The organism is Nonomuraea sp. 3N208 (genome assembly GCF_052245935.1).
Taxonomy (GTDB): Bacteria; Actinomycetota; Actinomycetes; order Streptosporangiales; family Streptosporangiaceae; genus Nonomuraea.
The window spans coordinates 28,692-54,986 of record NZ_JBQQBR010000019.1 but is presented as its reverse complement, the minus strand read 5'-3'; the positions used below and the strand labels follow the sequence as shown (position 1 = coordinate 54,986).

The window sequence follows — 26,295 nt, the reverse complement described above, 5'->3', positions numbered from 1 at the left end:
CCTGGACCATAGAGACGAATTCTCAGAAATCTCTGAGAATTCCTCCATAGCTTCCAGATCATGGCGCATGACTATGTGATCATCGGAGCCGGGCCGGCCGGGCTGCAGGTCGCCGCATTCCTGGAAGGCAATGGTCATGACTATGTCGTCCTGGAACGCGGAGCCGGGCCGGGCACCTTCTTCACCCGGTTCCCGCGGCACCGTCAGCTGATCTCCATCAACAAGGTTCACACCGGGTACGAGGATCCGGAGCTGCGGCTGCGGATGGACTGGAACTCGTTGCTGAGCGACGATCCCGAGCTGCTGTTCACCCGGTACAGCGAGCGGTACTTCCCGCAGGCCGACGATCTCGTGCGTTACCTGTCCGACTTCGCGTCGGCGACCGGTGTCCGGGTGCACTACGACACCGACGTCGTCCGGATCAGCCGGGACGACGACGGGTTCACCGCCACCGACCGCGGCGGACGCTCATGGCGGAGCCGGCGACTGGTCGTGGCCACCGGCGTCTCCCAGCTGTACGTCCCGCCGATTCCCGGCATCGAGACCGCGGAACGCTATGACACGTTCGAGACCGACCCGGCGTCCTTCGTCGACCAGCAGGTTCTGGTGATCGGCAAGGGCAACTCGGGGTTCGAGACCGCCGACGCGCTCATGGAGAAGGCCGCTGTCATCCACGTCGCCGGGCCGCACTCCGTCAAGATGGCCTGGCAGTCGCATTTCGTCGGGCACCTGCGTGCGGTGAACAACAATTTCCTGGACACCTACCAGCTGAAGTCCCAGAACTCGGTGCTCGACGGCACGGTGGAGAGCATCGAACGCCGTGACGACGGCCGCTACCGGGTGATGTTCCGCTACGCCCGCACCGTGGAAGCGCTGCGCGAACTGTTCTACGACCGGGTGATCGTGTGCACTGGTTTCCGGTTCGACGCCTCGGCGTTCGACGACGGTTGCCGGCCCGCGCTGGTCATCAACGACCGTTTCCCCGAGCAGACGCCGGCGTACGAGTCGACCACCGTGCCTGGTTTGTACTTCGCCGGTACGCTCACCCAGCAACGCGATTTCAAGAAGTCCACCAGCGGGTTCATCCACGGGTTCCGCTATGGGGCGCGTGCGCTTTACCGGATCTTGGCCACCCGCTACCACGGCGAGACCTGGCCGGCCGAGAAGGTAGATCCGTCGCCGGACGCGATCAGCGACGCGATCATCGCCAGGGTCAACCGCTCGTCGGCGCTGTGGCAGCAGTTCGGCGTGCTCGGCGATGTGGTCACCATGAACGGCGCCACCGCGCTGTACCAGCAGGAAGTCCCGGTTGCGTACGCCGCCGACGGTGGGCTCGGCCACGCCCGGCACAGGTTCGTCATCACCCTGGAGTACGGGCCGGATCATGACGCCGTCGACCCGTTCGACATCTCGGTCCCGCGGGTCGTCGAGAACGACGCTGCCCACGCTCACGACGCGAGCTACCTGCACCCGGTGGTGCGGTACTACCGCGACGGCGCGGTGGCCGGCGCCCACCACCTTGCGGAGAACCTGGATAACCGGTGGGATCTGCCGGCGGTGCATCAGCAGCCGCTGGCCGTCTTCGTCAAGGAATGCCTTGCCGATGCCGGCTGAGCCGTACCCGCGGTCCGTTCTGGACCTCCTTGTCGCGGCCGGGAACCGGCCCGTCTTCGAGCACGGCGCCCGTACGGTCACCGGCGCGCAGATGCTCGGCCTCGTCCGGCGGTTCGCGGCCGGGCTGCGCGCCGCGGCCATCGGGCCCGGGGACGGCCTCGCCATGATGCTCGGCGTCACCCCGGAAGCGTTCGCCGCGATGATCGCCGGTTACGCCGTGGGAGCCCGGGTCGTCGGCGTGCGGCCCGGGCTGTCCGACAGCCAGCTGCGCCACATGCTCCACCAGGACGTCGCCGCGGTCGTCACCGAGGCGGCCACCGGGCCAGAGCACGCGCCGCACACGCTGACCGTCTCCGAGCTGCTGGCCGCACCGGACGAGGGCGGCCCGCTGCACCTGTCCGGCCGGCCGCACGACGTCGCCCGGCTCGTCTACACCAGCGGCAGCACCGGCACGCCGAAGGCATGCGCGCAGACCTACGCCGCTATGAACGCGGCCTGGACCGCCCGGCCGGCGGCGTGGCCACCGGCGATCCGGGAACTGGCGTCCCGGCTGGAGCGCTACCTCGTGTTCGGGTCGCTGAGCAGCCAGGTGATGATGGAGTACGGCGTCCTCACGCTCGCCGCGGGTGGCACCATGGTCGTCGCCGACCCGCCTGCGTTCCCCGACGCGATCACCAAATATCGGGCGACCGCCAGCGTCATCACCGTGCCCCGCCTGTACAAACTCGTCGCCGCCCAGCGCAACGCCCCGGGCGACCTGAGCAGCCTCCGGGCGCTCATGGTGTCCGGGTCGCCGCTGGAGGCGTCCCGGCTGCGCGAGGCGCTCGACGTCCTCGGTCCGGTCGTGTTCCAGGGCTACGGGCAGACCGAGACCGGCACGATCTCCATGGCCACACCGTCGGATGTCCCGCCGTCGGTCGGGTTCCCGCCTGACGTCATCGACGTCGTGATCCGGGACGCGGGCGGCAAGCAGGTCCCGGCCGGTGTCGACGGCGAACTCTACGTCCGCACACCCGCACAGGCCATCGGCTACTGGGCCGAGCCGGCGCAGACTGCGGAGGTGTTCATCGACGGATGGGTGCGCACCCGTGACCTGGGCCACTTCGACGAAGACGGGCGACTGTATCTGGTCGGGCGGACGCGGGACGTCATCATCGTCAACGCGAACCTCTACTACGCCGGCCCGATCGAGCGGGCCCTGGCCACCTCCCCTGACATCGCGGAGGCGTACGTGGTCGGCGCCCCGGACGAGGACACCGGCGAGGCGGTGCACGCATTCGTGGTACCAGTGGCGGGCCGGGCCCTCGACCTCGGTTCGCTGCGGACGCTGGTCAGTGAGCAGCTCGGTGACGCATGCATGCCGGCGACCATCACCGTCATCGACGAGGCGCCGCTGACGTCGAACGGCAAACCGGACAAGCGCCTTCTGATGGCCGCAGTACCACGAGTCGCGGACGGCACTGCGTGATCAGCTGCGCGGTAACGGGATCCGGGTGGCAAGCAGTCCGCTGATGGCCGGGCCCATGGGCCGTGCTTCAGGCGAGTTCCAGGCCACCGTCAATGGTGAGGACCAGGCCGGTGATCCAGGTGGCGGCAGGGTCGGCGAGGTGGACGATCCAAGCGGCCACTTCCTCGGGTGGTGCCGCGGCGGCCGAGCGGGATGCGGGCGATCTCGTCTTGCTTGATCTGCTCGACGACGGCGTCGGGCAGGCCGGCGGCGGTCAGGGCCTCGCTCTCTGTGGGGCCGGGAGCCAGGCGCTGACGTGGATACCGTCGGCGGCAAGCTCAAGCGCCCAGCTGCGGGTCAGCTGTTCCAGGGCGGCTTTGGAGGATGCGGCGGCGCACGCCACCCACTTCGGACGACAACTTGGCCGCCGAGGGTCACGCTGGTGGTTCGGTGCCTTTGGGCGTACTGGTCAGACGGGTGAGGAAGGGGGAGCGGCCGCGGAAGCCGCGGTGGAAGCGCCCAGGTGGCCCTGCGCCGAGGAACTCTTCCAGCCACGCCTGGTGTTCGATCTTTTCGTTGAGGATCGCCTGGGCCAAGAGATAGGTGCGTTGGTCTTTGCCTTCGGTGAGGTCACGCAGACCGCCATAAGGGTGGACGGCGCGTCGTACGTCTTCGATGAGTGTCGTGACCGGATCCTGCGCGTCGGCGGCACGGTCCTCCGGCGGTGCATGCCTGCTTTCCAGGAACTGCCGGATGTCGTCGGGGAGCCCTCCGTCCAGTTCGTAGATTCGGCTGACGAGCGCGTCGAAATGGTGTCGATCCTCATCGCGGATGTCCTTGAGGATCTGGCGTAGCTCCTCATCGGCGAAACCGAGCGGATAAGCGGTCAGGATCGTGTAGCGGTAGACGGCGCTCAGCTCCGCTCTGGCGGCGGAGGTGAGCCGGTTGATCAGGATGTTCACATCGACGCCCGCTCGCTCGACGACTTCGCGCGCGCTGATCATGTCGGCTCCCGGGCGGTCAGGTTGCGGAGGGTTCCAGAGGGGCGCGTTCCTTCGGGTTGAGCGCGAGGAAGGCCACCCCGGCCAGGGCACCGCCCGCCAAGTCGGCCAGGAGCCAGATCCAGATCTTGGACCAGGCGAACAGTCCCATGGAGGCGGCGCCGACGGCGACCGCCGGGTTGAAGGCCCCGCCGGAGATGCCGCCGACGGCGAACGCGCCGGCGGCCACGGTGAAGCCGATGGCTAGGCCGTAGAAGCTGTTGCCCGGATGGTCCCTGCTGGTGGCCGCGTTCAGCACCACGTACGCGAGCGCGAACGTGAACAGCGCCTCGGCCAGCAGCGCGACTCCCAGCCCTCGCCCTGAGGGCGATAGCGCCGGCACGCTGCCGGGATTTACGATGTAGGAAGCGGTGAGCGCGGCGAGAATGCCTCCGGCCAGTTGGGCGATCCAGTACGGGACGGCGTCGGCCAGGCTGATCCGGCCGCGGAGCAGCACGGCCAAGGTCACGGCGGGGTTGTAGTGGGCGCCGGAGACGTGTCCTCCGGCGTACACCATGACCATCAGGATCGCGCCGATGGCCACAGGCGCCAGGGGTGTCTTCGTCAAGACCGTGGTGCCGATCGTGAGGACCAGGAAGAACGTTCCGATGAACTCCGTGATGTAGCGGCGCATGGATTGCCCTCTCCGCTTGTGGACCGAGACCGATCACGCTCCGCGGCAGCGCATCCAGATCGTGCCATGAGCCTCGGACTCAGGAGATTGCGAGCTCCTTACGGACGCTTACGGCTCCTTACGGCTCGCCAACTGGACATGAGGGCCCTTGCAACATCGTCCGCCATCTGCTGAAGCTTGGGCAGCGCGGTGTTGAGCGCGTCCAGTTCGGCGCGCATCTCGGCCTTCAACTCGGCGATGAAGTCGTGGGGGTCCCCCGGTTTGCGCAGCTCGGCGTAGTTCTCGACGCGGCGGGTGGCGCAGTCCTTGGGCAAGGCGTTCGCTGGGGCGGCGGTGACACCGACTCCCACGGCGGCCGCGGCAGCGGCGGCGAGCACGCCCGCGGCGATGCGACGGATCGACATGATGGTGTCCTTAGGCGGAAGTGACGGGATACACCCCCGAAGGCGTTTCACCTGTGTGCCATCCGCCGTGCCCTGGTGTGCCGCGCCGAGGTGCCCGGATCCACGTCGCCTTCACTCTCGGCGGAGAGGGGACGCACGGCGCTGCGGGCATCGACGCGGTGGGACCGATACCCGCAGTACCTGAGAGCTACATCCGGAAGTGGGCTCCACAGCGGGACGCTGATTACCTGCGCCTCTTCGTAACTTCCTGACCAGGTCAAAACCTCTGGAAGGGAAGGTGCGACATGTGGATCCCAGGCCGCGGTACCCGGCTGTGGCGGGGTGCGCTGGCCGGGCTGGTGATCGCCGCGCTGTCCGCACCGGTTTCGGCCGCGGCCCGGGCGGGCGTCCCGGCCCCCGACCCGGCGATGCTGCCCGTCCTGTCGACCGGCACCCTCGAGACCCGGTACGCGGCCAACCGGGCCAACATCATCCAGGCCGCGCGCATGGCCGAGAAGGGCGGGGACCACCGGCGGGCTGAGGCCCTGCGGGCCATGGCCCGCTCCGCCCGGACGTTCCTGTCCTTCGACGCCCGCGGCGAGGGCCGGGCCGTCGAGGTCCTGGGCGACCTGGCGACCGCCCGGCGGATATCGGTCCTGGTGCCCGGTTCGGACACCACCCTAGACACCTACGACGCCCGTACCCCGAAGCCGCACGCCAGGCTCGGCTGGGCGGCCCGCTCGCTGGAGGAGCAGATCCGCCGCCTGGACCCGGCCGCCAAGGTCGCCGTCGTGGCCTGGCTCGGCTACACACCACCCCGGCTGATCAGCACTGACGCGGTCACGACGGGCCGGGCAGAAGACGGCGCGCGTGCGCTGCGTGCGTTCGTCGTCTCGGTGCGCCGGGCGAACCCGGCCGCGCAGGTCTCGCTGCTGTGCCACTCCTACGGCTCGGTGGTGTGCGGCCGCGCCGCCGCCGGCCTGGCGGTCACCGACATCGCCATGTTCGGCAGCCCCGGCACCGGTGCGGACACGGCGGCGGGATTGGGCACCGCCGCGCGGGTGTGGGCGGGACGGGGAGCGCGGGACTGGATCGGCGGCGTGCCGCACCTGAGCCTGCCCGTTTTCGGCACGACCATCGGCTTCGGCGCCGATCCGGTCTCGGGCGGCTTCGGCGCCCGGCTGTTCGCCGCGGGCGACGGCGGCCACGGCGACTATCTCGCGCCCGGCTCGGCATCGGTGGCGAACCTGGCGCGTATCGCCCTGGGGCACGACCGGGAGGCGACCCGGTGACCGCCCAGTCGTATCGTCCCGTCCGAGCCGGTCACCGCTCGATGCCGGGGTTGCGGGAACTGGCGCGGCGCGTCGACGCCCGGACCCCACCTGATCGCGACCGGGCCGTCGATGCTCTGCGAGCCCTGGCGATCCTCGGCGTGATATTCGGCCACTGGCTGGTCAGCGCCGTGGTCGAGGCCGGTCGGGGTTCGCTGCAGGGGGCGAGCCCGCTGCAGTACATGCCCTGGCTCGCCCCGCTCTCCTGGATCTTCCAGACCCTCGCCGTGTTCTTCCTGGTCGGCGGGCACGTCGCCGCGAAGGGCTACCAGGCCGCCCGTCGGCGCGGAGTCGGGTACGGCCGGTGGCTCGGCGGGCGGCTGGCCCGGTTGTTCCGGCCTGTCGTCGTGATCCTCGGTGCGTGGGCGGTGACGGCCGTCGTCATGCTCTTGTGCGGCACACCCCTTGAGACGGTGCGCACGCTGCTGACCCTGGTCCTGTCGCCCCTGTGGTTCCTGGTGGTGTTCGCGCTGCTCACGGCTTTGACTCCGATGGTCTTACGGGTCGGCCCGCTGTGGCCGCTCGCCGTGGTGGCCGCTGTTGACCTGGTCCGCTTCGGTCTTGGGGGTCCGGCCTGGCTCGGCTGGGTGAACGTGGTGGCCGGCTGGCTGGTGCCGTACGCGCTGGGCGCGGCGTGGGCGCGGGGCCGGCTCGACACCCGCCGCTCGGGTCCGCTGCTGATCATCGGCGGGGTCGCCGCCGCAGGCCTCGTCATCTGGGGCGGATACCCGGCGTCCATGGTCGGGGTGCCCGGCACGCCGGTCTCCAATCTCAACCCGCCCACCCTGGCGGCCGTCGCCTTCGGCCTGGCCCAATGCGGACTGGCTCTGCTGCTGCGCGAGCCGTTGCGCCGGATGATGACCCGGCCGATGGTCTGGGCGGCGGTGGCCGCGGCCAACCTCTCCGCCATGACGATCTTCCTCTGGCACCAGACGGCGATGCTCGCGGTCACCGCCATGGGGCTGTTGTCCGGCCCGCTCCCGGGCCTGCACACCAGGCCGGACGATCTCGGCTGGGTCCTGGCCCGGCTCGGCTGGCTGCCGGTCTTCGCGATCGCGCTGGCCGTATGCCAGACCGCGTTCGGCGCGGTCGAGCGCGGCCGGGCCGGCCGTCCGTCGAAGGGCGGAGCGCGAAACGCCTGCGAAGAGCCGCCCCGTGTCTAGGATCGTCCACGTGGACAGGGCCGACGCGATGGGTGCCGTGCTGCGGGGCGTACGAGCGGATCTGCTCACATCGGCCCGGCAGCCGCTGCCGCCCATGGCCGGGCCGCGGCCGCTGAAATGGCTGCCACACGTGCTGATCGTGCTGGCCGCCGTCCTCCTCGCCGCGACGGCCGAGGGCAGCGCGGCCGCGCCGTTCGCGATCGCCCACGCGGTGATCCTGGTGTCGGCACTGCGCTGGCCGGTGCCGGCGTGGTGGCTGTCGATGGCGTTCCTGGCCGGCACCGCCGCGACGCCCTACTCGCCCACGTTCATCGGCGAGCCGTGGCCATGGTTCGTCCATGCCGGGGTGCTGTTCCTGGTGGCGCTGCGCAACCGGCCCCGGGTCGCCGTCGAGACGCTGCTGCTCAGCGGCTTGCTGGCCGGCGGCATACAATGGCCGGGCGGAGACCTGCTCTGGGAAAACCCGCTGACTCCCGCGATGATTTTCGCGGTCGCCGTGTTCCTCGGCACCTCGGCACGCAGCCTCCGGGAGACACGGCAGCGGCTCCAGGTGCAGCAGGCGGCCACCATCGCGGAGAGGGGGCGCCGGGCCTTGCTGGAGGAGCGTGCCCGGATCGCGCGCGAACTGCATGATGTGGTAGCCCACCACATGTCCGTCATCTCCATCCAGGCCGACGCCGCGCCCTACCGCGTCGAGGATCCGCCCGAAGAACTGGTCAACGCCTTCGCCGTCATCCGCCAGAACGCCCTCGAAGCCCTCACCGAGCTGCGCCATGTCCTGGGGGTCCTGCGCGCGGAGACCACCGATGACTCCCCGGCGCCCGGCGGCCCTCAGCCCACCCTGGACCAGCTCGGCAGCGTCGTCGCCAACGTGCGCTCCGCCGGCCTGCGCGTTGAGCTGGACGTCTCGGGTACGGCCCGCCCACTGCCACCGGGTGTGGAACTGTCGGCCTTCCGCATCGTCCAGGAGGCCCTGAGCAATGCGCTGCGCCACGCGCCCGGCTCCACGGTCCGCGTCGAGATCGTCTACGCGCTCTCCACGCTGCGGCTGCGTGTGCTCAACGGCCCTTCGCGTGACAAGACCAGGCCCTCGCCCGGCGCCGGTCACGGCATCATGGGCATGCGTGAACGTGCCGCGATGCTCGGCGGCGAACTTGCCGCAGGTGCCACGCCCGGCGGTGGCTACGAGATTTCCATCCTGCTCCCGGTGCTCGTGGACACCGCCACGACCGCGAAGGAAGGCCACACGTGACGATCCGCGTGCTGATCGCCGATGACCAGGCCATGGTCCGCGAGGGTTTCTCCGTCCTTCTCAACGCCCAGCCCGGCATCCAGGTCGTGGGCCTGGCCGAGGACGGCGCCGACGCCGTCGCCAAGGCCGCCGACCTGCACCCCGACGTGATCGTGATGGACATCCGGATGCCCGGGCTGAACGGCATCGAGGCCGCTCGCCGCATCACCGCGGATCCCGGCCTCGCCACCAAGGTCCTCATCCTGACGACCTTCGACCTCGACGAATACGTGTACGAGGCGCTGCGGGCGGGCGCCAGCGGATTCCTGCTCAAGGACGCCTCGGGTGTCCAGCTCGCCGAGGCCGTACGCGTCGTGGCCGCGGGCGAGGCCCTGCTCTCCCCGAACATCACCAGGCGACTCATCGCGGAGTTCTCCCGGCTGGGCGGCACCCCGCGGCCCCCGGCCCAGGCCCGTGCCGGCGACCTCACCGAACGCGAGACCGAGGTGGTCGCCCTCATCGCCCACGGCCTGTCGAACGCGGAGATCGCGGGCCGGCTCGTCCTGGCGGAACAGACCGTCAAGACTCACGTGGGCCGCATTCTGAACAAGCTCCAGCTGCGCGACCGCACCCAAGTCGCCGTCTTCGCCTACGAGACGGGCCTGGTCAGACCGGGACACGCAAACGCGTGATCCCAGAGCCGCGTGCGTCGGGGGCATGGAAGAAGCCCGGCCCGCCCCGGCCGGACGGGCCGAGCGCTAGTTCGGTATGACGATGTCGTGTGCGGTGACGGCGGCCGGCGTGCCGTTGCACAGAAACCCCTGGCCGACGGAGATCATCTTTATTGAGCACCCCTCGTTGTCGGTGACGACGAGGGTCGCCCCGAACGTGCCAGCCCGCGGGTAGAGGTGCGTGGTGCGGGGGATCGGTGGTGGTCTGGGTGATGCCGTCGCCGAAGCTCCAGGCATAGCGGGCGACGCGTCTGCGCCGCCGAGGCCATCCTGGTCGGCCTGCCCTGCCTCATCCAGGCGATCGCTGGCCGTGGCCGGAGCTCGCGCGCGCCAGGCGAAGCCGTCACATGGTCATGACCTGGGCGGATGTAATTATCGGCAGGCGCAGGGACGGCTACCGGGCCGCAGCGGCCTCGTCCATGATCACCTTCTGCGGGACTCGGGCTGTCGCGAGCGCGACCCAGGCGGTGTCGTCGACGAACACCAGGCCGTCCCGGAGCGCGTCGCGCAGCCACGCCTGGACGGCGGCGGCGCCGACGTCATGGCCCAGCTCCCCCAGGTGGGAGCACAGCCCGTTGACCGTGCGGCGTCGGCGCAGCCCCCGGTAGGCGTCGGCCCGCCAGCCGGTCAACCGGTGTCGGGCCCCCGGCCATTCCGCGCGGCGGTCGATGATCAAGATTTCGGCGCTGTCGTCCTCGGCGACCAGCGAGGAGTGCGGGTAGCCGCGCCGCCACCGGTGGAGCGCGGCCATGAGGTCCGCCGCGACGTCCTCGCCGATCCCGGCGTCGTCGCAGTCGAAGAAGTAGACGAGGTCGGCGAGCTCACTCTCGGGGAGGTCGTAGATGTCGCGGTAGAAGGCGGCGGGCTCGCGGCGGGCGAAGCCCAGCTCGGGACGCTCGAAGTAGGGGCTGTAGCGTTCGAGGATGATGCGCTGGGAGTACGAGGGCGGCTGCAGGTGGACCAGCGCCGGGATCTGGTCGATCACGTTGAGGTAGTCCTCGGGCCGCTCCCCGGGGAAGCCGTACAGGTAGTTCCACTCGCAGGTGACGTGGTTGTCCTCGCAGTCGCGGAGGAGCCGGACGTTGGTCACGCCGTCCACCCCCTTGTCCATGAGGCCGAGCACCCTGCCGCTCAGGCTCTCGATCCCGGGCTGGAGCAGGACGATCCCGGCGTCGGCGAGCGCCGCGATCTGATCGCCGCGCAGGTTGGACTTGATCTCGTAGAAGACTCGCAGGTCCCAGTCGGCCTCCGCCATGCGGGGGAGCAGGGTCTTCAGGTAACCCATGTCGAGGATGTTGTCGACGGTGATCACGTCGAGGATCTGGTGGCGTGCCACCAGGGTGCTCAGCTCCGTCCAGAACTGTTCGGGGGACTTGCTGCGGAACCGCATGAGCGATCCGTTGAGGCCGCAGAACGTGCAGTGGTGCTTCTCGCCCCACCAGCAGCCGCGCGAGCTCTCGACGACCAGTTCCGGCGTGAGGTACTCGCGCAGCGGCGAGCGTTCGAACGCGTCCTGCCAGGCGGTGTAGTCCGGGATGGGGATCAGGCCGGGAGGCACGCTGTGCGCCGGCTGGACGTTGGCCACGGAGCGGTCGCCGTCCCACCAGCAGACGCCGGGGATGTCGGCGAAGTCTCCGCGCAGGGCGTCCTCGCCGAGCCGGGAGAGCAGCTTCGGGAACACCTGTTCCGCCTCGCCGCGGACGACCAGGTCGACGAACCGGTGGTTGCGGTGCAGGGCGGCGCCCATCGGCCCGTCGCAGTTGGCGCCGCCGAACACGACGATCACTTCTGGCCGCAGACCCTTGATCCGGCGGGCGAGCGCGAGGCTGGCCGCGTTCTGCATGAAGGTGGTGGAGAACCCGACCACGTCAGGGCCGGACGCCAGGATCTCGGCCGCCACCTTGTCGACGAACCCGGCGGAGAGCTCGCGCATCCGCAGGATGCCCGCGGCGTCGAAGCCGTACGTCGCAGCGACGCGCTCCAGCGCGTCCGCGCCCCGGCCCGGGTCGTCGTACAGGCATCCGGCGAAGATCAGGTCTCCCAGGCCGTGGAAGACCCCGGTGTCGGCGATCTCGGTGTAGTCCGACGGCGGCGTCGCGTCGGCCGCGAACAGGTGCTCCGCCCAGCGCACGCCGCCGTGGTATTCGGTGACCTCGACCTCCGGGCATTCCCGCGCGACCAGGCCGTGGAGCAGCCCGAGGGGCAGCGAGGGCCGGTTGATCGCCTGCCAGGGCATGGCCGCGAGTGTCAGCCGCATGATGCGTCCGCTCCGTTCGACGCGAAGGTGGTCCGGTGGCGCGCCGGGCGCCGGTCAGCCGGGGAAACCGGTCGAGAGGGTGAGAAGGCCGGTCCGTGCCTCGGCGGCCTTCTCGCTGTCACCTCGTCGTTCAGTCGGTACCGCGCGCCCGCCGTTCCAGGACGGCCTCACCCGCGGGGGCCGAGTCCTTCCGGGCCTGACCCACGGTGATCCGCACTGAACGGCAGTACTTGGACGGCCGGATGCGGGTCTTCTTCAGAGTGGTGGCAATCATGTTCTCACCTCCTTCGCCTCGATCACCTTGAAATGGGCCTCGTCCGGCAGCGCCCGCACCGAGGCGGGTTCGAGACCCGCCGACCGTAGGAGCGCCTCGAACTCCGCTTCGGTGCGCTCCCTGCCGCCCGTGGTCACCAGCAGGTCGAGGTCTCCCACGGCCGTCCAGGGGTCCGGGGGATCGGGCCGCATGAGCTCGACGACGATGAGGGACGCGTGCTCCGGCATGGCGCGGCGGCAGTTGGCGAGGATCGTCCGGGCGCCGTCGTCGTCCCAGTCGAGCAGGACGTACTTGAGCACGTAGGCGTCACCGCCCTTGGGAACCTCCTCCATGAAGTCTCCCGCGATGATCTCGCATCGCTCCGCGACGCCCGCCTCGGCCAGGACGCGCGGCGCGGACACGAGACCGGCGGGGGTGTCGAAGAGGACGCCGCGCACGCCGGGTTCGCGGCGCAGGATCTCGGCGAGCAGCGCGCCCGCACCGCCGCCCACGTCCACGACCTTCTTGAACCGCGAGAAGTCCACGTGGGCGGCCAGCGCCGGAGCGAGGCCGGCGGTGTCCCGCCGCACGGCCTCGTGGTAGGCCGCCGCCAGCTCCGGACGGCCGGCCATGTACGCGAAGTTGTTCATTCCGGCGAGGTGGTCGAAGGCGGGCTCACCCGTACGGATGCTGTGCGTGAGCTCCCCCCAGGCTCGCCACGCCATGTCGTCCCCGGCCATCAGCGTCAGGGCCGTCACCGAGTTCTCCGCTCCGAAGCGCAGGGGCCGTCCGAGCGCGCCGAGCCGGTACGAATCGGCGGCCGTCTCGATGACGATGTCCAAGGCCGCGAGTGCGCGCAGCAGCCGGTGCAGGGTCGGCGGGTGCGTCCCGGTCGCCTGGGCGAGCCGCGCGACCGTCTTCTCGCCGTCCGCGAGGTGGTCGGCGATCCCGAGCCGGACCGCGGTGTGGACCACCTGGGAGAAGCGGAACCCGAAGATGATCTCGAGTAGCTCGGTCCAGGCTCGCGCCTCGGCCGCGCCCTGGGTCTCGTCGTTGGTGCTCATCCGCTCGCCCCTCACAGCCCCATCGCGGGCACCGGCCAGCGCCGCATACGGTAGGGGAGGACAACCGCCTGGTCGGCGGCGCGCAGCAGGAGCCGTTCGTCGAGCAACGCCTCAGCCGCGTCGCGTTCAAGGGCGTCCAGGTCGGTGAGCGCGGTCGGCCGGAGGCACCGGAGGAATGCCCTCAGGACGTACGGCTTGTCGATGGTGAAGCTCCCCGCCTCCTCCGGGTCCCGCACGTCCTTGACCTGGACGAACCCGGGCCCGCGCCGGTAGTAGCACAACCCCGGCCGGAAGACCGAGCGCCATTCCGCGAAGTCCTGTGCCGCGTTCTCGGGAGGCGGGAGATGCCACAGGAGCGGGACGACGGTCCGCGGCATCGCCTCGGCGCGCCAGTTCAGCACGCGGCCTGTGCCGAACGCGTCGCGCAGCGCGGCGACAGCGCCGAGCGTGGCAGATGCGTCATCCCACCGGACGGCCAGGTCCGGGGGGAGGCCGTCCTCCAGGGAAAGCGGCTGGGCCCTTGTCACGCGACCTCCACGCGGGTGATTGCACGAGTGATGAGAAGTCTGACCCGATCATCATTCGAGGTCTATCCGTAAAGTGCGGAGCCTGCCACGCAAAACGGACATCCCTGCCTTGGTCAACGCGCGCTCTTGAGCGTGGCCGAGGGAGATCGGCCGTACGCCGCGCGGTACAGGTTCGAGAACCGACCCAGATGTGGAGGTGGTAGCTCTCGGCCACCGTCACCCAGCCCGGTGACGGCTTCAGGTGGCGGGTGCCAGCGGTCGCCCGCCCCATCGGATGCCTTTCTCGCTGCGGATACGGCGCGTTCACGGCGTTGCTCTGCTCCGGCTCGCTGTCCAGACCGGCCTGCGGGTATCGGAGCTCACCGCACTCACCTGCCAGGACGCGCACCTGGGCGTCAGCCCGCACGTCCGCTGCCACGGCAAGGGACGCAACGACAGGGCGACCCCGCTGACCAGCCAGGTTGTCAGGGTGCTGAAAATCTGGCTCGCCGAGCTCGGCCCCGGGCCCGGCATGCCGCTCTTCCCGACCCGGGCAGGCGCCCGAACAGGCGCGGCGAGATTCCTCGGCTACGAAATCACCGTCCAGCACGGCGACCAGACGCTCAAGCGCGGGCGTCGCGCGGTCAACTGCATCATCCGACTGCGCGTGCCTACGACGGTGATCAAGGCCAAGAACGCCCTCTAGCACGGCAAACTCGAGCGGCGCACCGCACTGATGAACTTCGACGACCACACGATCATCAGCACGTACGGCGCGGAGTACCGGGGCATCGACCAGTATTACCTGCTGGCCGGCGACGTCTATCGACTCAACCGGCTGCACTGGGTCATGCAGACCTCACTGCTGAAAACGCTGGCCGCCAAACACCGATCCATGGTGTCGGCGATGGCCCGCAAGTACAAGGACAAGACCAAGCGCGCTGTCGTCCTCTTCCGCCGATGTCAGTGCGCTGAGGATGCCTGCTGGCTGTGCAAGGAAGAGCTACGCGAGATCCAACAGGTGCATCTCGCCGCCGCGGATCATCCAGTCGTCCCAGTAGCCGAGACGCCCGCACGCGACACAGCGACTCGTGATGGCGATCGCACGGATCCCGTCACCATCGGCGTAGAGAGAGTAGCCCACGGCGACGTTGAAGTCCTCTTCGTCGCCGTCACCGTCGCACTCGCAGACCATGATGCCGGACGTGGCGTCATCCCAGTATTGGCCGCTGTCCGCGATGAAATGCTCCGCACCGCAGCCGCGGCATATGCGCTTCGCTGCGTGCTCCTCTAGATCACCATGAACGCCGAAGATATGTCCGCCGCACGCCGCGCACCTGCACAGCCTTACCTCGTGAACATCGTATCCCTCAGCGCCTTGCGCCATCGCGTACTCGGTGAGGTCCTCAAGGGTCTCGCCCACCGGCCAGCCGCCGACTTCGCTGATCACCACAGCCGCCATCTCACCATACTGGGGCGCTGCCGACGCACACGCTCATGCCACTGACCGCTCGGCCCACTGCATGAGCCAAGGTCCGCCCGCGTACGCCGGCGCCGTGGTCAGGGCCAGAGCGGTTAACGTCCCGCCAATGACCTTGAGGATTTTCGTGCGCATGGTGCCTCCCTGGAATAGGAGATGGATGAGTTGGCGCTGGCTTTGTCGATAAAGCCAGAGCAATGGCCATGTTTGCTTTTCCTTGCTCAGTCGCGTCGCCGCCTTTGGGTGTGAACGTAGGCGGTGAATGCGACAGCGGCTATCCAGATAACGTCGTCCGGAGTGCATGTTTCGGACAGTGATCTGTACGAGCTGACGCAGGACTCTTTCGTGGGGGCTACGGATCGGCCGGAGCAGGGCCTGGCCCAGCGCTACGCCGCTGCTCGAACGGCATGAGTGGTCTCATCAAAGTGGCCTTCTTCATCATGGCCACGGCGTCCGCCTGCACGGCGGCGGCCGTCGGCGGCGCCCTGACGGTGTGGATCGGTTACCTGACCGCCATGCCGATCGCTACGACTGTCACCGCAGCCGCGACCATCGGCATCGCCGCATCCGGCACCACCGTGAGCCCCTGTTAACTGCACCTCATCGAGATCATCGACCAGGCATGTGCCTTGGTCTGTTGAGAGGGTGAGGCGTGGTCGAAGACATACGGCGTGCGTTGGAGGAAGGGCGGGCGACGGTGCATACCGATGTTGCCCTCGTACAGCTCCTTGTAGCGGCCGCCGGCACCTGGTCATGCCGGTGCTGTTCCGGACGATCTACGCCTGCGGCCTGCGCGCTTCCGAAGCCCGGCTGCTGCGCCCGGGCGACGTCGACACCGGTGCCGGGGTCCTGCAGATCCGCGACGCCAAGGGCGGCAAGGACGGGCCCCGGCCGCGGGGAGGTGCCCGATATGGAGGGCACAATTACCTTTTCGAGATTCCGGATAGATACCGCATCGGACGCGCGGTGACACAGAACGCGGTGAATCACGCGTCCGATGCGCTGGTTAAGGTGCGGTGACGGCACGGCCCTTGTTGCCGGCCTGGGCGGGATCGTTGATGTAGTTGTCCCGCCACTCACTCCAGCCGTAGCTCAGGCTCTTGCGTTCCACGTAGCGGGCGCCCCAGCCGGTGCCGGAGAAGCGATTGTTGACGGCTCGCATGTGCTTGCCGTACACGTGTCCGAAGCCCGCTTCCAGGCCGAGCTGATAGCCGCCGCCCTCGAGCAGGTTCTGCTCGATGGTCACCTGGTCGATGTCAGCGCCGAGAGTCTGGATGAACAGCGCGCCGGTGTCGTTTCCCGATGAGCAGTCGATGCGGTTGCCGCGGAAGACGGCCCTGCGGTCGGGCGTGCTCGTCGTCACGAAGTCCCGGATGGTGGCGCCGTCATTGTGCGACTCACCGTCCGATCGGAGGTGGTGGATGTAATTGCCTTCCGCGATGGCATCCAGGCGCTTTCCCGTATTGTAGAAGCAGATGCCCGAACCCATGCCATGCATGCGGTTACGCTGCAGAATTCCAACGCCGAGGAACGCGCATGAGCCCGCAATGGTCTTGGCGCTCAGCTTTGATCCGTCGAATTCGGAGTCACGAATCGTCACCTTCCCCGGAGTCACCACACAACTGTTACCGGTGCATTCGCCCGTGGTGGTCACCAACGGCTGCGTGATCCCGAGCTTCTTCGGGCGGATGCATGAGCGTTCGACGAGGATGTCCCCGGCCGACAGGTCCAGCCCGGTCTCTATGCGCTTGCCGGAGATCGTGGTCCCCGCGGCCGGCTTGCTGCTGCCCGTATAGACCGGGAGGGCGTCACAGGACATGCCGATCGCCGTGAGGCCGGTATTCGCCGCGGTGAGTTCCCAGCCAAGCAATCCCTTCGCCGGCGCAGTCGGGGTAGCGGTGGAAGTCGGAGTCGCGGTGGGTTTCGGGGTCGCGGTGGGTTTGGGGCTCGGACTGACGGTGGGGCTCGCACTGACGGTGGGTTTCGGGCTGCTCGTGGGGCTCGGAGTGGGCGTGGGCGTGGGGCCACATATCAGGCGAACCATGCTCGAGCGCTGCCTGTGCCCGTCTCCGTCCAGCCCAATCATGTAGAGGGGACGGCTAGTGCAACGGATGCTCACCGCGACGTCACCGTTCGTCACGGTACGAGACGCGCTCTTGAGCACCCGGTCTGAGCCCGGCCGGGACTGCACGATGCGCACGTGGAGAGCCGCGGGGTTCTCGCAGCCGATCCTGGTGGCCGTTGCGCGGATGACACCTCCCACGCCAAGAGTAGGTGCCGTCGCCACCAGGCGGCACGCGTCCTCGGTCGTGGACTCGGACATGGCGTTTGCTTGAGTCCCGGGCACTATCAGAGCCGTGAGACACGCTAATACCGTCAGATATCTTCGCAAGGCTTCTCCTGTGGCGTGTCTGCGCAGGATGACTCCGTCAATCGATGCCTTTTATCGAGGTCGACATGAGACGTCGCCATGCACAGCTCTGCGAGCTGCCGAGCCGCTGAATCCGGCGATGGCAGCAACGGATGCGGTCTCGTTCGCACGCGGGCGCCGTGCACATCCTGCGTCGATCTAGGGGGCTGGATGAGCCTAGCCGCACCCAGCGGCAGGTAATATCCGCGTTACGTCTGATCCACTCCGCATTCGGGATAGTGGAGGCATCACCGGCAACGCTTTAAGACCTCGAGTTCGGCCATCTGAGCGATCTTGAGGATGGCGGAGGTAGATGCCGGTTCCTGCGCCGAGGCGACGGGCTGAGGGAATTGTCAACAGCGGACCCTGATGATTTCTTGCCCTTAATAGGCTCCAGACATGCGGAAACACCGGCGGTCCTTATCACACCGTCTCGCAAGGAGGGGCGTCCGCCGATGTCTCCGGGCTCGACGTAAGCATTCAGCAGCTCGTGATCACACCGGTTTGAGCACGGGTCGCATCGTGGAATGATCTTTATGTGTCGAAGCCTGCGAGCCGCCGCTCGTCGTATGACGATCTGGCCGCGCTGGTGGTCCGGCAGATGCATACGATCGAAGCGCAGCGGCAGCCGATCGCGCACCTGGAGGCGACGGTCGGGCAACTGAGCGCGCGGGTGGCCGAGCTGGAACGTCGGCAGGGCCGCAACTCCGGCAACTCCTCGTTGCCGCCCGTCGCACTCGAGGCTTGATCAGCGCCTTTCACCCAGCGTCACAGAACCTTCTGATTGGCTTACGACCAGATTGCGCAGGCAGGCGAGCACATGGGGCAGGTGGCCAGGGGCCGTGCGGGCTACGCCTGATGGCGCGAAGCGGAGAGCGGCTGATTCTCTGAAGGCCCAGAGCTGCCGGGCTGTTCGCCTGGTTGTACTTGAGAGTGGAGTGGAGATTATGAGGGTTCACGACGTCGGCTATCCATATAGCGCAGCACCAGCTGCGCGTTGGAGATAGCGCTCTGCGGGCGATCTCCCCTTCAATTCGATCATGAGATTCATCCGACAGGGGGCCGTACTGGCCGCGGTCACGCTCATGACAGCCGCGATCGCCCCGGTGGCAGCGACAGCCGCGCAGGGCGCGTGCGAGGCGCCGCCACGGGACAGCCCGTCCTACAACGACTTCGTGCTCACGTACAAGTCCAAGTGCGCCACGAAGAAGAACTATGACCGGACGTTCCCGGACGTCACGGCGACCATCGTGGTCGACAAGCGCAACACGCTGGCGGTCACGACGTCCACGGCGCTGGCCGGCGCGATCGCGTCGGTCAAGGTGAACAACAAGGAGTTCATCTCCAGCGGCGGCCACGGCGCCGCCTTCCAGTACGCCTTCCACGCCTGGCAGAAGGGTGAGGCGGCGAGCGAGTGCTACAACCCCACGCAGGCCGGCACTCGCAAGGACGACGAGGGCAAGAAGCCTCCCTACCACGAACCCAGCACGAGCGCGCTCTACACCATGGCCAAGTCCGGCTGGACCATCCGCACGGAGTCGAGACCCGCGATGTTCGTGACCCTCGAGGACACGAAACCGGGCTGGGGCGACTGCCTCAGCGCCGACTACCAGGACAAGCGCGTCCCGTTCACCATGGGGCTGTCGCCGTACTGGCTGAAGACCGCGATCGAGCTCGCGCCAGATCACGACGCCCCCGCGCTGGAGAACGTCTTCCGCGCCACCGCCACGATCACCTCGGAGGACGAACGACACGACCACTTCAGTGGCGTCCTCGTCGCCTACCTGCAGCCGGACTTCACGAAGGTCTACTCCTACAGCCCCGCCACCCGTCGCCTGTCGCCCAAGCCCGTGGCCTCCCACGCGAGCAAGGACCCCATGGTCCGTTGCACGGACGACGGCAACTACTGCCTCGGCATGTACGTCAAGCCCGAGGTTCTCGGCGGCAAGGCCTACTACTACACGATGACCCGCGAGCCCATGGACTACAACGGCCACTTCGGCGAGAACACCATCCAGGTCACCAGCCCCAGTGGAGCCATGGACAAGGGCGACAAGGTCAACTACGAGACCTACGTGGTCGTCGGCAACAAGAGCCGCGTCGAGAGCACTATGACCCAGCTCCACCGCGCCTTCGAGTAACTGGCCCTTGGTCGGGGGCTCCGTCTGGGGTGGTGAGTACCCGGCGATCGTGAAGTTGTGGGAGGACGCCTGGGGCCGAGTTCGTGCCCTTCCTCAACTTCGACACCGAGATCCGCCGCGTCATCCGCTCGATCAACGCTCGAGTCGGTCAACGCGCGGATCCGGCGGGCGGTCAAGGCCCGCGGCCACTTCCCGAACGAGCAGGCCGCTCTCAAGTGCGTCTACATGGCGATCATGAGCTTGGATCCGAGGGGCAAGGGCCGCAAACGCTGGGTCACCCAGCCCGCTCCCTCAGCGCATCAGGGAACGAGGTCATCGCGAAGGAGTAACGGTTCGAGTGCTTCTCGCATGACGCTCGTGGGATCGTCCGTGCCGGTCCAGCGGACGAAGGCCGTGGCCGCCTGGGCCACCAGCATGTCGGTGCCGCCCGCCGCGCGCATGCCGCGGGCCTTCGCCCGGCGCACGAGCTCGGTCTCTCTGGGGATGTACACGACGTCAAACACCGCGGCCGCTGATGAGATGTGGTCGACGTCCACCACGGGACCCGAGCTCAGCATGCCGACCGACGTGGCATTGACGAACAGATCCGCCTCGGCGAGCCGGTCGCGTGCCTGCGGATCGTCAAGGGCCATCGGCTCGATCCGGGCGAATGCGCTGAACTCATCGGCGAGCCTGCGCGAGTCGGCCGCATCGAGGTCGAGGACGGTGAGGCGGCCGACTCCCGCCCCGGCCAGGCCGTACGTCGCGGCGTGGCTCACCCCGCCCGAGCCGGCGACGACGACCCGCGCGCCCGTCAAGTCCTCGCCCACGCAGGCCCGCACTCCCGTCATGAAGCCGGTCACGTCGGTGTTGAAGCCGACCAGCCGGCCCTCCTCGTCGATGTCCACGCTGTTGACGGCGCCGATGCGCCGGGCGCCGAGCTCGACCTCGTCGAGCAGGGGCATGATCGCCTGCTTGTACGGCGCGGTGACCTGAAAGCCGAGCCACTTCTCTCTCTTGGCCTGCCGCACCTGACCGGCCAGTTGTGACTCCTGCACCTCGCGCAGTTCATAACGGGCGTCGATGCCGAAGGCGGCGAACGCGGTGTTGTGCATGACGACGGAATGGGCACGGCGCAGCGGGTTTCCGAACAGAACGACTGTACGCATCACGATTCCCCTGAAGATTGTCGAAGACTCCATGCAGATCATCGGTCAGCGACCGGTGAAGGTCGGCGGACGCTTCGACAGGAAGGCCCGCGCGCCTTCGAGGGCGTCCTGTGTGGAGAAGATCTTCTCTGACGCGTCGAGTTCGAGGGCCAGCCCGTCGTCCAGGGCCCGCTCGGTCGCCTGGTCGATGAGTGATTTCGCGGTCTGTACCGCGACCGGCCCGCGGGCGGCGATCGTCTCCGCCATCTCGCGCGCCGCGGCCAGGGCTGAGCCCGCCTGCACCACGCGGTTGACCAGGCCGATCGATAAAGCGGTCGAGGCGTCGAGAATCTCCCCTAGCAGTATGATCTCTTTGGCACGGGCGGGCCCGACGATGCGCGGGAGCCGTTGGGTGCCGCCGCTTCCCGGGACGACCCCGAGCTTCAGCTCAGGCAGGCCAAGTCTGGCACGCTTCCCCGCGATCCGTAGGTCGCAGCACAGGGCGAGTTCGAGGCCCCCGCCGAGCGCGTACCCCTCGATGGCCGCGATGGACGGCACCCGCAGCTTGGCCACTTGCCGGTAGACCAGCTTCTCCAGCAGGAGCTTGCCCTCGGCCACCCGGCCGTGCAGGTCTTCGAACTCGGCGATGTCCGATCCCGCGCAGAACGCCCGATCGCCGGCGCCGTGGAGCACGACGACACGGGTGCGCTCATCGGCTTCGACGGCGCGCAACGTCTCGCGGAGCCGGGCGGTCATCTCGTGTGAGACCACATTCATCGGCGGGTTGTCCAGCTCGATCTCCGCGCACACCCCATATGTCACGTTGACCAGCGCGGCCATGTCAGCTCCTCTCGTCGGCGGCGAAGTCGGCGGCGATCCCCATGCGAGCGGGGAGGAACAGGCGTGCGTCCATGCGGCGGAGGCGCCCGCTGACCTTTGGCCGGAACTCCATGTGCGCGAGCACGTCCTTTTCCACGTCCAGCCCGTCGGCGATCTCGATCAACTCCAGGCCCTCCGCCGTCAGGGCAAAGACAGCGCGTTCGGTGATGTACCGGACCGTCTGCCCCTTGCTCAGCGCCATCCGGCCGTTGAAGCTGATCTCTCTGACAGCCTTGACGAACTTGAGCTGGACCCCCTCGCGTTCGATCTTGGGAGCCCCGTCAGTCAGCGCGACGCGCACGCCGTCGGCCGTGAACGTCCCGACGAAGCAGAGGCGCCTGGTCAGAGCGCTGATGTTGACGAATCCGCCCGGGCCTCTCATGCGCTCGTCGAACGCGTGGACGTTGACGTTCCCGTGCTGGTCCACCTGCGCGAACGAGAGACTCGCGATGTCGAGGCCACCCCCGTCGTAGAAGTCGAACATCGAGGGCTGGTCCAGGCGCGCCTGGTAGTTCACCCCCGCACCGCCGTCCGGGCCGTGCGCGGGGATGCCCCCGAAGATCCCCTGCTCGACCGTGAGGGTCAAGCGTTCGGACACGCCCTCCTCAGCGGCCACGGCGCCGATCTGCTGGGAGATGCCGAAGCCCAGGTTGCAGATGTCGCCCGGGCGGAATTCGAGGAGGGCTCGGCGCGCGATCACCTTGCGGACGTTCAGCGGCGTCGGGACGCCGCCGCCGGATGGCATGCGCAGTTCTCCTGAGTAGAAGGGGGAGTAGCCGGTGCTGTAGGTCTGCCTCTGCTCCTGGTCGACGTAGACGTGGTCGACGATCGCGCCGGGGATCCGCACCTCGTTCGGGCGCAGCGCGCCCCGCGCCGCCAGGCGCTCGACCTGGGCGATGACGAGACCACCGCTGTTGCGGGCGGCCATGGCCAACGCGAGGGAGTCCCCGAGAATCGGCTCGCGTTCGAACGTCAGGTTGCCGTCCTCGTCGGCGGTGGTCGCGCGGATCACCGCGACGTCGACCGGCAGTGCGGGGTAGAAGAGCCACTCCCTCCCCGCCAGCTCGACGACTTGGACCAGCTCCTCGGTGGTGCGCCCGTTCTGACGCCCGCCGGTCTGGCGTGGGTCCACGTAGGTGCCCAGGCCCACATGGGTGAGGTGGCCCGGGCGGCCCGCCGCAATGTCACGGCACAACGCCGAGAGCACACCCTGGGGGAACGAATAGGACTCGATCGCACCCTCGGCCACCAGCGCGCCCAGGCGCGGCTCGTTGCCGATGTTGCTCCCGATGGTGCACCGGGTGAGCCCCGGCAGCGCGAGCTGGGAGAGGCCCCGGTCGCCGAAGTCGCCGATTCCGACGACGCGCACGGTCGTTAGGTCGCGCGGCGACGTCGAACGGGCGAACTTCGCGGCGAGTTCGTCGATGAACAACTGCGGGACGCCGTGGCCCGCGCCCGACCCGCCGATCCACAGGGCGTCGCCGTCGCGGACCGAATCCACGGCCTGTTCGACGCCGATGAGCTTGCCACTCATGGCATCAGCCCGCCGCCGTTGGGACTCAGCGTTTGGCCGAGAAGAAGACTGGAGGCGTCCGAGAGGAGGAAGACCACACACTCGGCCACTTCCTCGGGCTCCCCGAACCGGCCGAGAGGCAGCTCCCGCATACGCTGGCGCCCGACCTCGCCCACCATCACGGTGCGCCCCATGGCGGTGTTGGTGACGCCGGGCGCCACGGCGTTCGCCCGGATTCCGCGCTGCCCGAACTCCCGCGAGATCGACTTGGCGAGCGCTATCGCTCCGGCTTTCGCGCTCGCGTAGTGCGCGACCCTCGGCCAGCCGGTCAGGCCGAGCCTGGAAGCGATGTTGACGATGACGCCTCCGCCTTGCTCCAGCATCCCGGGAATCACCGCCTGGCTGGCATGGAACATGCCCGACAGATTGGTCTTCAGGACGAGGTCCCAGTCCTCCGGGGGCATCTCGAGGAACGGGGACTCCGGCATGATGCCGGCGTTGTTCACGAGGCCGTCTATCCGCCCGAAGCGTTTCTCGGCCCAGGCCGTGACAGCGAACACCTCGCCGCGGTCCGACACGTCGCACGGGTGGATGTCGGCGTCGCGGCCGAGGGCCTGGATCTCCTCGGAGACCTCACGGGCCCCGGCCTCACTCGAGTGGTACGCGATGGCGACGTGGGCTCCGCCACGAGCGGCGGCCATCGCGATGGATCTCCCTATCCCGCGACCGGCCCCCGTGACGAGGACGACCCGGTCGAGCAGGGGTTGCAAGCGCATCCGATCAGCCTTCTCTACTAGAAAGCGCTTTCAATTTTCATGTACGTTCTCACAGCATGACGACAATGGCAACAGAAGGCCGCAGGAGGACCCCGGTCATCGACGTGCACGCGCACGCCGTGCCGCACACCCTGATCGAGCACCTGCGAGCCGATCGCCTCGGCGTGGACCTGCTGGAGGACGGGGACGGGACCCACCTCGACATCGGCGGCCGCGTGACGCCGGTGATCGACGAGCGGCTGACCGATCCGTCCCGTCGGCTGAGCGCGATGGATGAGATGGGAGTAGACGTCCAGGTCGTCTCGCCATGGATGGAGCTGACACCTGACGAGCTCGGCCCTCGCGACGGCGCCCGGTTCGTCCGGATGGTCAACGATTCCCTCGGAGAGCTGGTCGACCACGCGCCCGCCCGGCTTCGCGGCCTGGCGCTGGTGGACCGGCGGGATCCGCGCTCCGCCGCCGCCGAGATGGCCCGCTGCCTGGACACCGGCCGTTTCCACGGCGCCGAGATCGGTCTCGGAGGCTCCGGGCCCGCCCTCCACGAGCCCGACTGGGATCCGTTCTGGCACGCGGCGAGCCGCGCAGGCGCCCTTGTTCTCCTCCATCCCTGGCGGCCGGCCTCACCTGCCGGGATCGCTTTCTCCCGCCTGACCGACATCGTGGACAATCCCGCACAGTCGACGGCGGCCGTCGGCGCCATGGCGCTGGCCGGAACGCTCCAGCGCTTCCCCGAGCTGTGCCTTTGCGTCGTACACGGGGGCGGCTTCCTGCCCTACGTCGCCGGGCGCTTCGACGCGATCGCCGCCCTGGAACGGGCGCCAGGCATGGCCGCGCCGAGCGAATGCTTGCGGCGGCTCTACTTCGACTCGCTGACCCACTCCGCTCAGGCCCTGTCATGGCTGATCGGCTTCGCCGACGCCGGCCAGGTGATGCTCGGCAGCGACTACCCGTTCCCGACGGGGTGCGCCGATCCCGTCGAGGCCGTCACCAGGGCCGCCGTTCAAGGGGAACGCCTGTCCGCCGAGCAGGTCGCGGCCGTCCTGGGAGCCACCGCACACCGGCTGCTGGCCGGCTCCCGCCGCCCGGCGGCCTTGACAGGGGAATCGTGGCAAATATAGAAAGCGCTTGCAGTTTATCCTCAAGAAAAGAGTGAGCATGGATCAGATCCGGGTGGGCATCATCATGAACGGCGTCACCGGGCGGATGGGGACTCGCCAGCACCTCGACCGGTCGATCATCGCCATCAGGGACCAGGGCGGGCTGACCCTCGCCGATGGACGAAAACTCCTCGTCGACCCGATCCTCGTCGGCCGCAACGCCGCCAAGCTCAAGGAACTCGCGAGCCGCTACGGCGTCGATCGCTGGACGACCAGCCTCGACGAGGCCCTCGCCGATCCGAACGACACGATCTACTTCGACGCCCAGCTCACCGACCTGCGCGCCGCGGCCGTCAAGAAGGCCATCGCGGCCGGCAAGCACGTCTTCTGCGAGAAGCCGACCGCGGGCGACCTCGATGAGGCGATCGAACTCGTCCGGCTGGCCAACGCGGCCGGTGTCAAGCACGGAGTCGTCCAAGACAAGCTGTTCCTGCCGGGAATCCGCAAGCTGAAGCGGCTGATCGACGGCGGATTCTTCGGAGACCTCCTCAGCTTCCGGCTCAACTTCGGGTACTGGGTCTTCGAAGGCGACTGGCAGCAGCCCAACCGGCCATCGTGGAACTACCGCGCGGAGGAAGGGGGCGGCCTGATCCTGGACATGTACCCGCACTGGCGGTACGTGCTCGACAACATCATCGGACCGGTCAAGTCCGTGCTCTGCCACGGCCAGGTTCACGTCCCCCGCCGCTGGGACGAGAACGGCGACGAATACCGGGCGACGGCCGAGGACGCGGCGTATGGCATGTTCCAGTTCGACAACGGTGTGCTGGCGCAGTTCACCACCTCGTGGGTGACCCGCCCGTACCGCGACGAGATCGGCGAATGGCAGCTCGACGGCACGCTGGGCAGCGCCGTCGCCGGGCTGCGTGACTGCCGCGTGCAGTCGCGCGCCAACACCCCGATGCCGGTCTGGAATCCTGACATCCCCAACCCGATCGACTTCCGGGCCGGCTGGTCGGAGGTTCCGGACAACCAGGAGTTCGGCAACGCGTTCCGCATTCAGTGGGAGATGTTCCTCCGCCACGTCGTCGAGGACGCCGAGTTCCCCTGGGACCTGCTGGAAGGGGCCAAAGGCGTTCAGCTCGCCGAGCTCGCGATGCGATCGTGGCACGAGCGCCGTTGGATCGACATCCCCGACCTGGAGATTCCGGCGTAGTG

The 26,295-nt window shown here is 68.5% G+C and carries 26 protein-coding genes and 1 pseudogene; 15 read left to right on the top strand and 12 right to left on the bottom strand.

All coding sequences use genetic code 11. From position 1 onward, the window contains the following. The first annotated feature begins 60 nt into the window (after positions 1 to 60). Positions 61 to 1,614: an NAD(P)-binding domain-containing protein gene (locus tag ACTWPT_RS27845; RefSeq protein ID WP_443180418.1), complete on the top strand. Its 1,554-nt coding sequence runs from the start codon at positions 61 to 63 to the stop codon at positions 1,612 to 1,614. Then, the gene (locus tag ACTWPT_RS27840) at positions 1,604 to 3,082 is read left to right on the top strand and encodes a class I adenylate-forming enzyme family protein (protein ID WP_443180417.1); all 1,479 of its coding nucleotides are present in this window, start codon (positions 1,604 to 1,606) and stop codon (positions 3,080 to 3,082) included. The genes ACTWPT_RS27845 and ACTWPT_RS27840 overlap by 11 nt, the downstream gene beginning before the upstream one ends. A gap of 413 nt (positions 3,083 to 3,495) precedes the next feature. Here the strand turns inward: ACTWPT_RS27840 and ACTWPT_RS27835 are convergent, their stop codons facing one another. The 3 genes from ACTWPT_RS27835 to ACTWPT_RS27825 form a co-directional block, all read right to left on the bottom strand. Next, a complete protein-coding gene (locus tag ACTWPT_RS27835; protein WP_443180416.1) occupies positions 3,496 to 4,065 on the bottom strand; it encodes a ferritin-like domain-containing protein in 570 nt (189 codons plus the stop codon). Between the two features lie 16 nt (positions 4,066 to 4,081). Continuing rightward, complete coding sequence (locus ACTWPT_RS27830) at positions 4,082 to 4,735, bottom strand: MIP/aquaporin family protein (protein ID WP_443180415.1); 654 nt, start codon at positions 4,733 to 4,735, stop codon at positions 4,082 to 4,084. 98 nt (positions 4,736 to 4,833) lie between these two features. Beyond that, a complete protein-coding gene (locus ACTWPT_RS27825; RefSeq protein WP_443180414.1) occupies positions 4,834 to 5,139 on the bottom strand; it encodes a hypothetical protein in 306 nt (101 codons plus the stop codon). A 284-nt stretch (positions 5,140 to 5,423) separates the two neighbouring features. On the opposite strand from ACTWPT_RS27825, the gene ACTWPT_RS27820 reads away from it, so the two are divergent. The 4 genes from ACTWPT_RS27820 to ACTWPT_RS27805 are packed head-to-tail and all read left to right on the top strand — an operon-like array spanning position 5,424 to position 9,535. Next, on the top strand, positions 5,424 to 6,410 hold the full coding sequence (locus ACTWPT_RS27820) for an alpha/beta hydrolase (protein ID WP_443180413.1): 987 nt from the start codon (positions 5,424 to 5,426) through the stop codon (positions 6,408 to 6,410). After that, entirely contained in the window at positions 6,407 to 7,612 is a 1,206-nt protein-coding gene (locus ACTWPT_RS27815; protein ID WP_443180412.1) for an acyltransferase family protein, read from the top strand. Before ACTWPT_RS27820 ends, ACTWPT_RS27815 begins: the two co-directional genes overlap by 4 nt. A gap of 10 nt (positions 7,613 to 7,622) precedes the next feature. Further along, the gene (locus tag ACTWPT_RS27810) at positions 7,623 to 8,864 is read left to right on the top strand and encodes a sensor histidine kinase (RefSeq protein ID WP_443180411.1); all 1,242 of its coding nucleotides are present in this window, start codon (positions 7,623 to 7,625) and stop codon (positions 8,862 to 8,864) included. Next, positions 8,861 to 9,535, top strand: a complete 675-nt coding sequence (locus tag ACTWPT_RS27805) for a response regulator transcription factor (protein WP_327587933.1) — start codon at positions 8,861 to 8,863, stop codon at positions 9,533 to 9,535. Before ACTWPT_RS27810 ends, ACTWPT_RS27805 begins: the two co-directional genes overlap by 4 nt. Positions 9,536 to 9,968: 433 nt before the next feature. On the opposite strand, the gene ACTWPT_RS27800 is transcribed toward ACTWPT_RS27805, so the two are convergent. The 4 genes from ACTWPT_RS27800 to ACTWPT_RS27785 all read right to left on the bottom strand — a co-directional run bounded on the left by ACTWPT_RS27800 (position 9,969) and on the right by ACTWPT_RS27785 (position 13,675). Continuing rightward, positions 9,969 to 11,831 carry a RiPP maturation radical SAM C-methyltransferase gene (locus ACTWPT_RS27800; protein WP_443180410.1) on the bottom strand — a complete coding sequence of 621 codons (1,863 nt, stop codon included), beginning with the start codon at positions 11,829 to 11,831 and terminating at the stop codon, positions 9,969 to 9,971. Positions 11,832 to 11,961: 130 nt separating this feature from the next. Further along, positions 11,962 to 12,105: a hypothetical protein gene (locus ACTWPT_RS27795; RefSeq protein WP_443180409.1), complete on the bottom strand. Its 144-nt coding sequence runs from the start codon at positions 12,103 to 12,105 to the stop codon at positions 11,962 to 11,964. Continuing rightward, positions 12,102 to 13,148 (bottom strand): methyltransferase, encoded by a 1,047-nt coding sequence (locus ACTWPT_RS27790; RefSeq protein WP_443180408.1) that lies wholly within the window; start codon positions 13,146 to 13,148, stop codon positions 12,102 to 12,104. The genes ACTWPT_RS27795 and ACTWPT_RS27790 overlap by 4 nt, the downstream gene beginning before the upstream one ends. Positions 13,149 to 13,159: 11 nt before the next feature. Further along, the gene (locus ACTWPT_RS27785) at positions 13,160 to 13,675 is read right to left on the bottom strand and encodes a DUF5825 family protein (protein WP_443180407.1); all 516 of its coding nucleotides are present in this window, start codon (positions 13,673 to 13,675) and stop codon (positions 13,160 to 13,162) included. A gap of 316 nt (positions 13,676 to 13,991) precedes the next feature. Here ACTWPT_RS27785 and ACTWPT_RS27780 point away from each other — a divergent pair, with 316 nt between their 5' ends. The 4 genes from ACTWPT_RS27780 to ACTWPT_RS27765 all read left to right on the top strand — a co-directional run bounded on the left by ACTWPT_RS27780 (position 13,992) and on the right by ACTWPT_RS27765 (position 16,154). Beyond that, positions 13,992 to 14,360 (top strand): tyrosine-type recombinase/integrase, encoded by a 369-nt coding sequence (locus ACTWPT_RS27780; protein ID WP_443180572.1) that lies wholly within the window; start codon positions 13,992 to 13,994, stop codon positions 14,358 to 14,360. 30 nt (positions 14,361 to 14,390) lie between these two features. After that, positions 14,391 to 14,948: a group II intron reverse transcriptase/maturase gene (locus ACTWPT_RS27775; RefSeq protein ID WP_443180406.1), complete on the top strand. Its 558-nt coding sequence runs from the start codon at positions 14,391 to 14,393 to the stop codon at positions 14,946 to 14,948. A 593-nt stretch (positions 14,949 to 15,541) separates the two neighbouring features. Then, positions 15,542 to 15,727: a hypothetical protein gene (locus ACTWPT_RS27770; RefSeq protein ID WP_443180405.1), complete on the top strand. Its 186-nt coding sequence runs from the start codon at positions 15,542 to 15,544 to the stop codon at positions 15,725 to 15,727. Between the two features lie 160 nt (positions 15,728 to 15,887). Continuing rightward, on the top strand, positions 15,888 to 16,154 hold the full coding sequence (locus ACTWPT_RS27765) for a hypothetical protein (RefSeq protein ID WP_443180404.1): 267 nt from the start codon (positions 15,888 to 15,890) through the stop codon (positions 16,152 to 16,154). Here ACTWPT_RS27765 and ACTWPT_RS27760 read toward each other — a convergent pair. Continuing rightward, complete coding sequence (locus ACTWPT_RS27760) at positions 16,141 to 17,004, bottom strand: hypothetical protein (protein ID WP_443180403.1); 864 nt, start codon at positions 17,002 to 17,004, stop codon at positions 16,141 to 16,143. The two genes, ACTWPT_RS27765 and ACTWPT_RS27760, sit on opposite strands and share 14 nt — an antisense overlap. Before the next feature lie 1,078 nt (positions 17,005 to 18,082). On the opposite strand from ACTWPT_RS27760, the gene ACTWPT_RS27755 reads away from it, so the two are divergent. From ACTWPT_RS27755 to ACTWPT_RS27745, 3 genes and pseudogenes are all read left to right on the top strand, one after another. Continuing rightward, positions 18,083 to 18,292 carry a hypothetical protein gene (locus ACTWPT_RS27755; RefSeq protein ID WP_443180402.1) on the top strand — a complete coding sequence of 70 codons (210 nt, stop codon included), beginning with the start codon at positions 18,083 to 18,085 and terminating at the stop codon, positions 18,290 to 18,292. Between the two features lie 292 nt (positions 18,293 to 18,584). Further along, on the top strand, positions 18,585 to 19,685 hold the full coding sequence (locus tag ACTWPT_RS27750; RefSeq protein WP_443180401.1) for a hypothetical protein: 1,101 nt from the start codon (positions 18,585 to 18,587) through the stop codon (positions 19,683 to 19,685). Between the two features lie 25 nt (positions 19,686 to 19,710). Further along, positions 19,711 to 19,979, top strand: a pseudogene (locus tag ACTWPT_RS27745) (transposase); the annotation flags it as partial. 5 nt (positions 19,980 to 19,984) lie between these two features. Here ACTWPT_RS27745 and ACTWPT_RS27740 read toward each other — a convergent pair. The 4 genes from ACTWPT_RS27740 to ACTWPT_RS27725 are packed head-to-tail and all read right to left on the bottom strand — an operon-like array spanning position 19,985 to position 23,980. Then, the gene (locus ACTWPT_RS27740) at positions 19,985 to 20,833 is read right to left on the bottom strand and encodes a shikimate dehydrogenase family protein (RefSeq protein ID WP_443180400.1); all 849 of its coding nucleotides are present in this window, start codon (positions 20,831 to 20,833) and stop codon (positions 19,985 to 19,987) included. Between the two features lie 45 nt (positions 20,834 to 20,878). Continuing rightward, complete coding sequence (locus ACTWPT_RS27735) at positions 20,879 to 21,652, bottom strand: enoyl-CoA hydratase/isomerase family protein (RefSeq protein WP_443180399.1); 774 nt, start codon at positions 21,650 to 21,652, stop codon at positions 20,879 to 20,881. 1 nt (position 21,653) lies between these two features. Continuing rightward, a complete protein-coding gene (locus ACTWPT_RS27730; protein WP_443180398.1) occupies positions 21,654 to 23,225 on the bottom strand; it encodes an acyl CoA:acetate/3-ketoacid CoA transferase in 1,572 nt (523 codons plus the stop codon). Further along, entirely contained in the window at positions 23,222 to 23,980 is a 759-nt protein-coding gene (locus tag ACTWPT_RS27725) for an SDR family NAD(P)-dependent oxidoreductase (protein ID WP_443180397.1), read from the bottom strand. Before ACTWPT_RS27725 ends, ACTWPT_RS27730 begins: the two co-directional genes overlap by 4 nt. A 65-nt stretch (positions 23,981 to 24,045) precedes the next feature. On the opposite strand from ACTWPT_RS27725, the gene ACTWPT_RS27720 reads away from it, so the two are divergent. Both ACTWPT_RS27720 and ACTWPT_RS27715 read left to right on the top strand, forming a co-directional pair. Further along, complete coding sequence (locus tag ACTWPT_RS27720) at positions 24,046 to 25,098, top strand: amidohydrolase family protein (RefSeq protein ID WP_443180396.1); 1,053 nt, start codon at positions 24,046 to 24,048, stop codon at positions 25,096 to 25,098. A 37-nt stretch (positions 25,099 to 25,135) separates the two neighbouring features. Beyond that, positions 25,136 to 26,293 carry a Gfo/Idh/MocA family protein gene (locus tag ACTWPT_RS27715; protein WP_443180395.1) on the top strand — a complete coding sequence of 386 codons (1,158 nt, stop codon included), beginning with the start codon at positions 25,136 to 25,138 and terminating at the stop codon, positions 26,291 to 26,293. Positions 26,294 to 26,295: the final 2 nt, after the last annotated feature.

What these genes read in the sequence shown, in the direction of transcription:
- ACTWPT_RS27845 (WP_443180418.1), top strand. Translation starts at nt 61, where the DNA reads ATGGCGCATGACTATGTGATCATCGGAGCCGGGCCGGCCGGGCTGCAG.
- ACTWPT_RS27840 (WP_443180417.1), top strand. Translation starts at nt 1,604, where the DNA reads ATGCCGGCTGAGCCGTACCCGCGGTCCGTTCTGGACCTCCTTGTCGCG.
- ACTWPT_RS27835 (WP_443180416.1), bottom strand. Translation starts at nt 4,065, where the DNA reads ATGATCAGCGCGCGCGAAGTCGTCGAGCGAGCGGGCGTCGATGTGAAC.
- ACTWPT_RS27830 (WP_443180415.1), bottom strand. Translation starts at nt 4,735, where the DNA reads ATGCGCCGCTACATCACGGAGTTCATCGGAACGTTCTTCCTGGTCCTC.
- ACTWPT_RS27825 (WP_443180414.1), bottom strand. Translation starts at nt 5,139, where the DNA reads ATGTCGATCCGTCGCATCGCCGCGGGCGTGCTCGCCGCCGCTGCCGCG.
- ACTWPT_RS27820 (WP_443180413.1), top strand. Translation starts at nt 5,424, where the DNA reads ATGTGGATCCCAGGCCGCGGTACCCGGCTGTGGCGGGGTGCGCTGGCC.
- ACTWPT_RS27800 (WP_443180410.1), bottom strand. Translation starts at nt 11,831, where the DNA reads ATGCGGCTGACACTCGCGGCCATGCCCTGGCAGGCGATCAACCGGCCC.
- ACTWPT_RS27795 (WP_443180409.1), bottom strand. Translation starts at nt 12,105, where the DNA reads ATGATTGCCACCACTCTGAAGAAGACCCGCATCCGGCCGTCCAAGTAC.
- ACTWPT_RS27790 (WP_443180408.1), bottom strand. Translation starts at nt 13,148, where the DNA reads ATGAGCACCAACGACGAGACCCAGGGCGCGGCCGAGGCGCGAGCCTGG.
- ACTWPT_RS27775 (WP_443180406.1), top strand. Translation starts at nt 14,391, where the DNA reads ATGAACTTCGACGACCACACGATCATCAGCACGTACGGCGCGGAGTAC.
- ACTWPT_RS27770 (WP_443180405.1), top strand. Translation starts at nt 15,542, where the DNA reads ATGAGTGGTCTCATCAAAGTGGCCTTCTTCATCATGGCCACGGCGTCC.
- ACTWPT_RS27765 (WP_443180404.1), top strand. Translation starts at nt 15,888, where the DNA reads ATGCCGGTGCTGTTCCGGACGATCTACGCCTGCGGCCTGCGCGCTTCC.
- ACTWPT_RS27750 (WP_443180401.1), top strand. Translation starts at nt 18,585, where the DNA reads ATGAGATTCATCCGACAGGGGGCCGTACTGGCCGCGGTCACGCTCATG.
- ACTWPT_RS27740 (WP_443180400.1), bottom strand. Translation starts at nt 20,833, where the DNA reads ATGCGTACAGTCGTTCTGTTCGGAAACCCGCTGCGCCGTGCCCATTCC.
- ACTWPT_RS27735 (WP_443180399.1), bottom strand. Translation starts at nt 21,652, where the DNA reads ATGGCCGCGCTGGTCAACGTGACATATGGGGTGTGCGCGGAGATCGAG.
- ACTWPT_RS27730 (WP_443180398.1), bottom strand. Translation starts at nt 23,225, where the DNA reads ATGAGTGGCAAGCTCATCGGCGTCGAACAGGCCGTGGATTCGGTCCGC.
- ACTWPT_RS27725 (WP_443180397.1), bottom strand. Translation starts at nt 23,980, where the DNA reads ATGCGCTTGCAACCCCTGCTCGACCGGGTCGTCCTCGTCACGGGGGCC.
- ACTWPT_RS27720 (WP_443180396.1), top strand. Translation starts at nt 24,046, where the DNA reads ATGGCAACAGAAGGCCGCAGGAGGACCCCGGTCATCGACGTGCACGCG.
- ACTWPT_RS27715 (WP_443180395.1), top strand. Translation starts at nt 25,136, where the DNA reads ATGGATCAGATCCGGGTGGGCATCATCATGAACGGCGTCACCGGGCGG.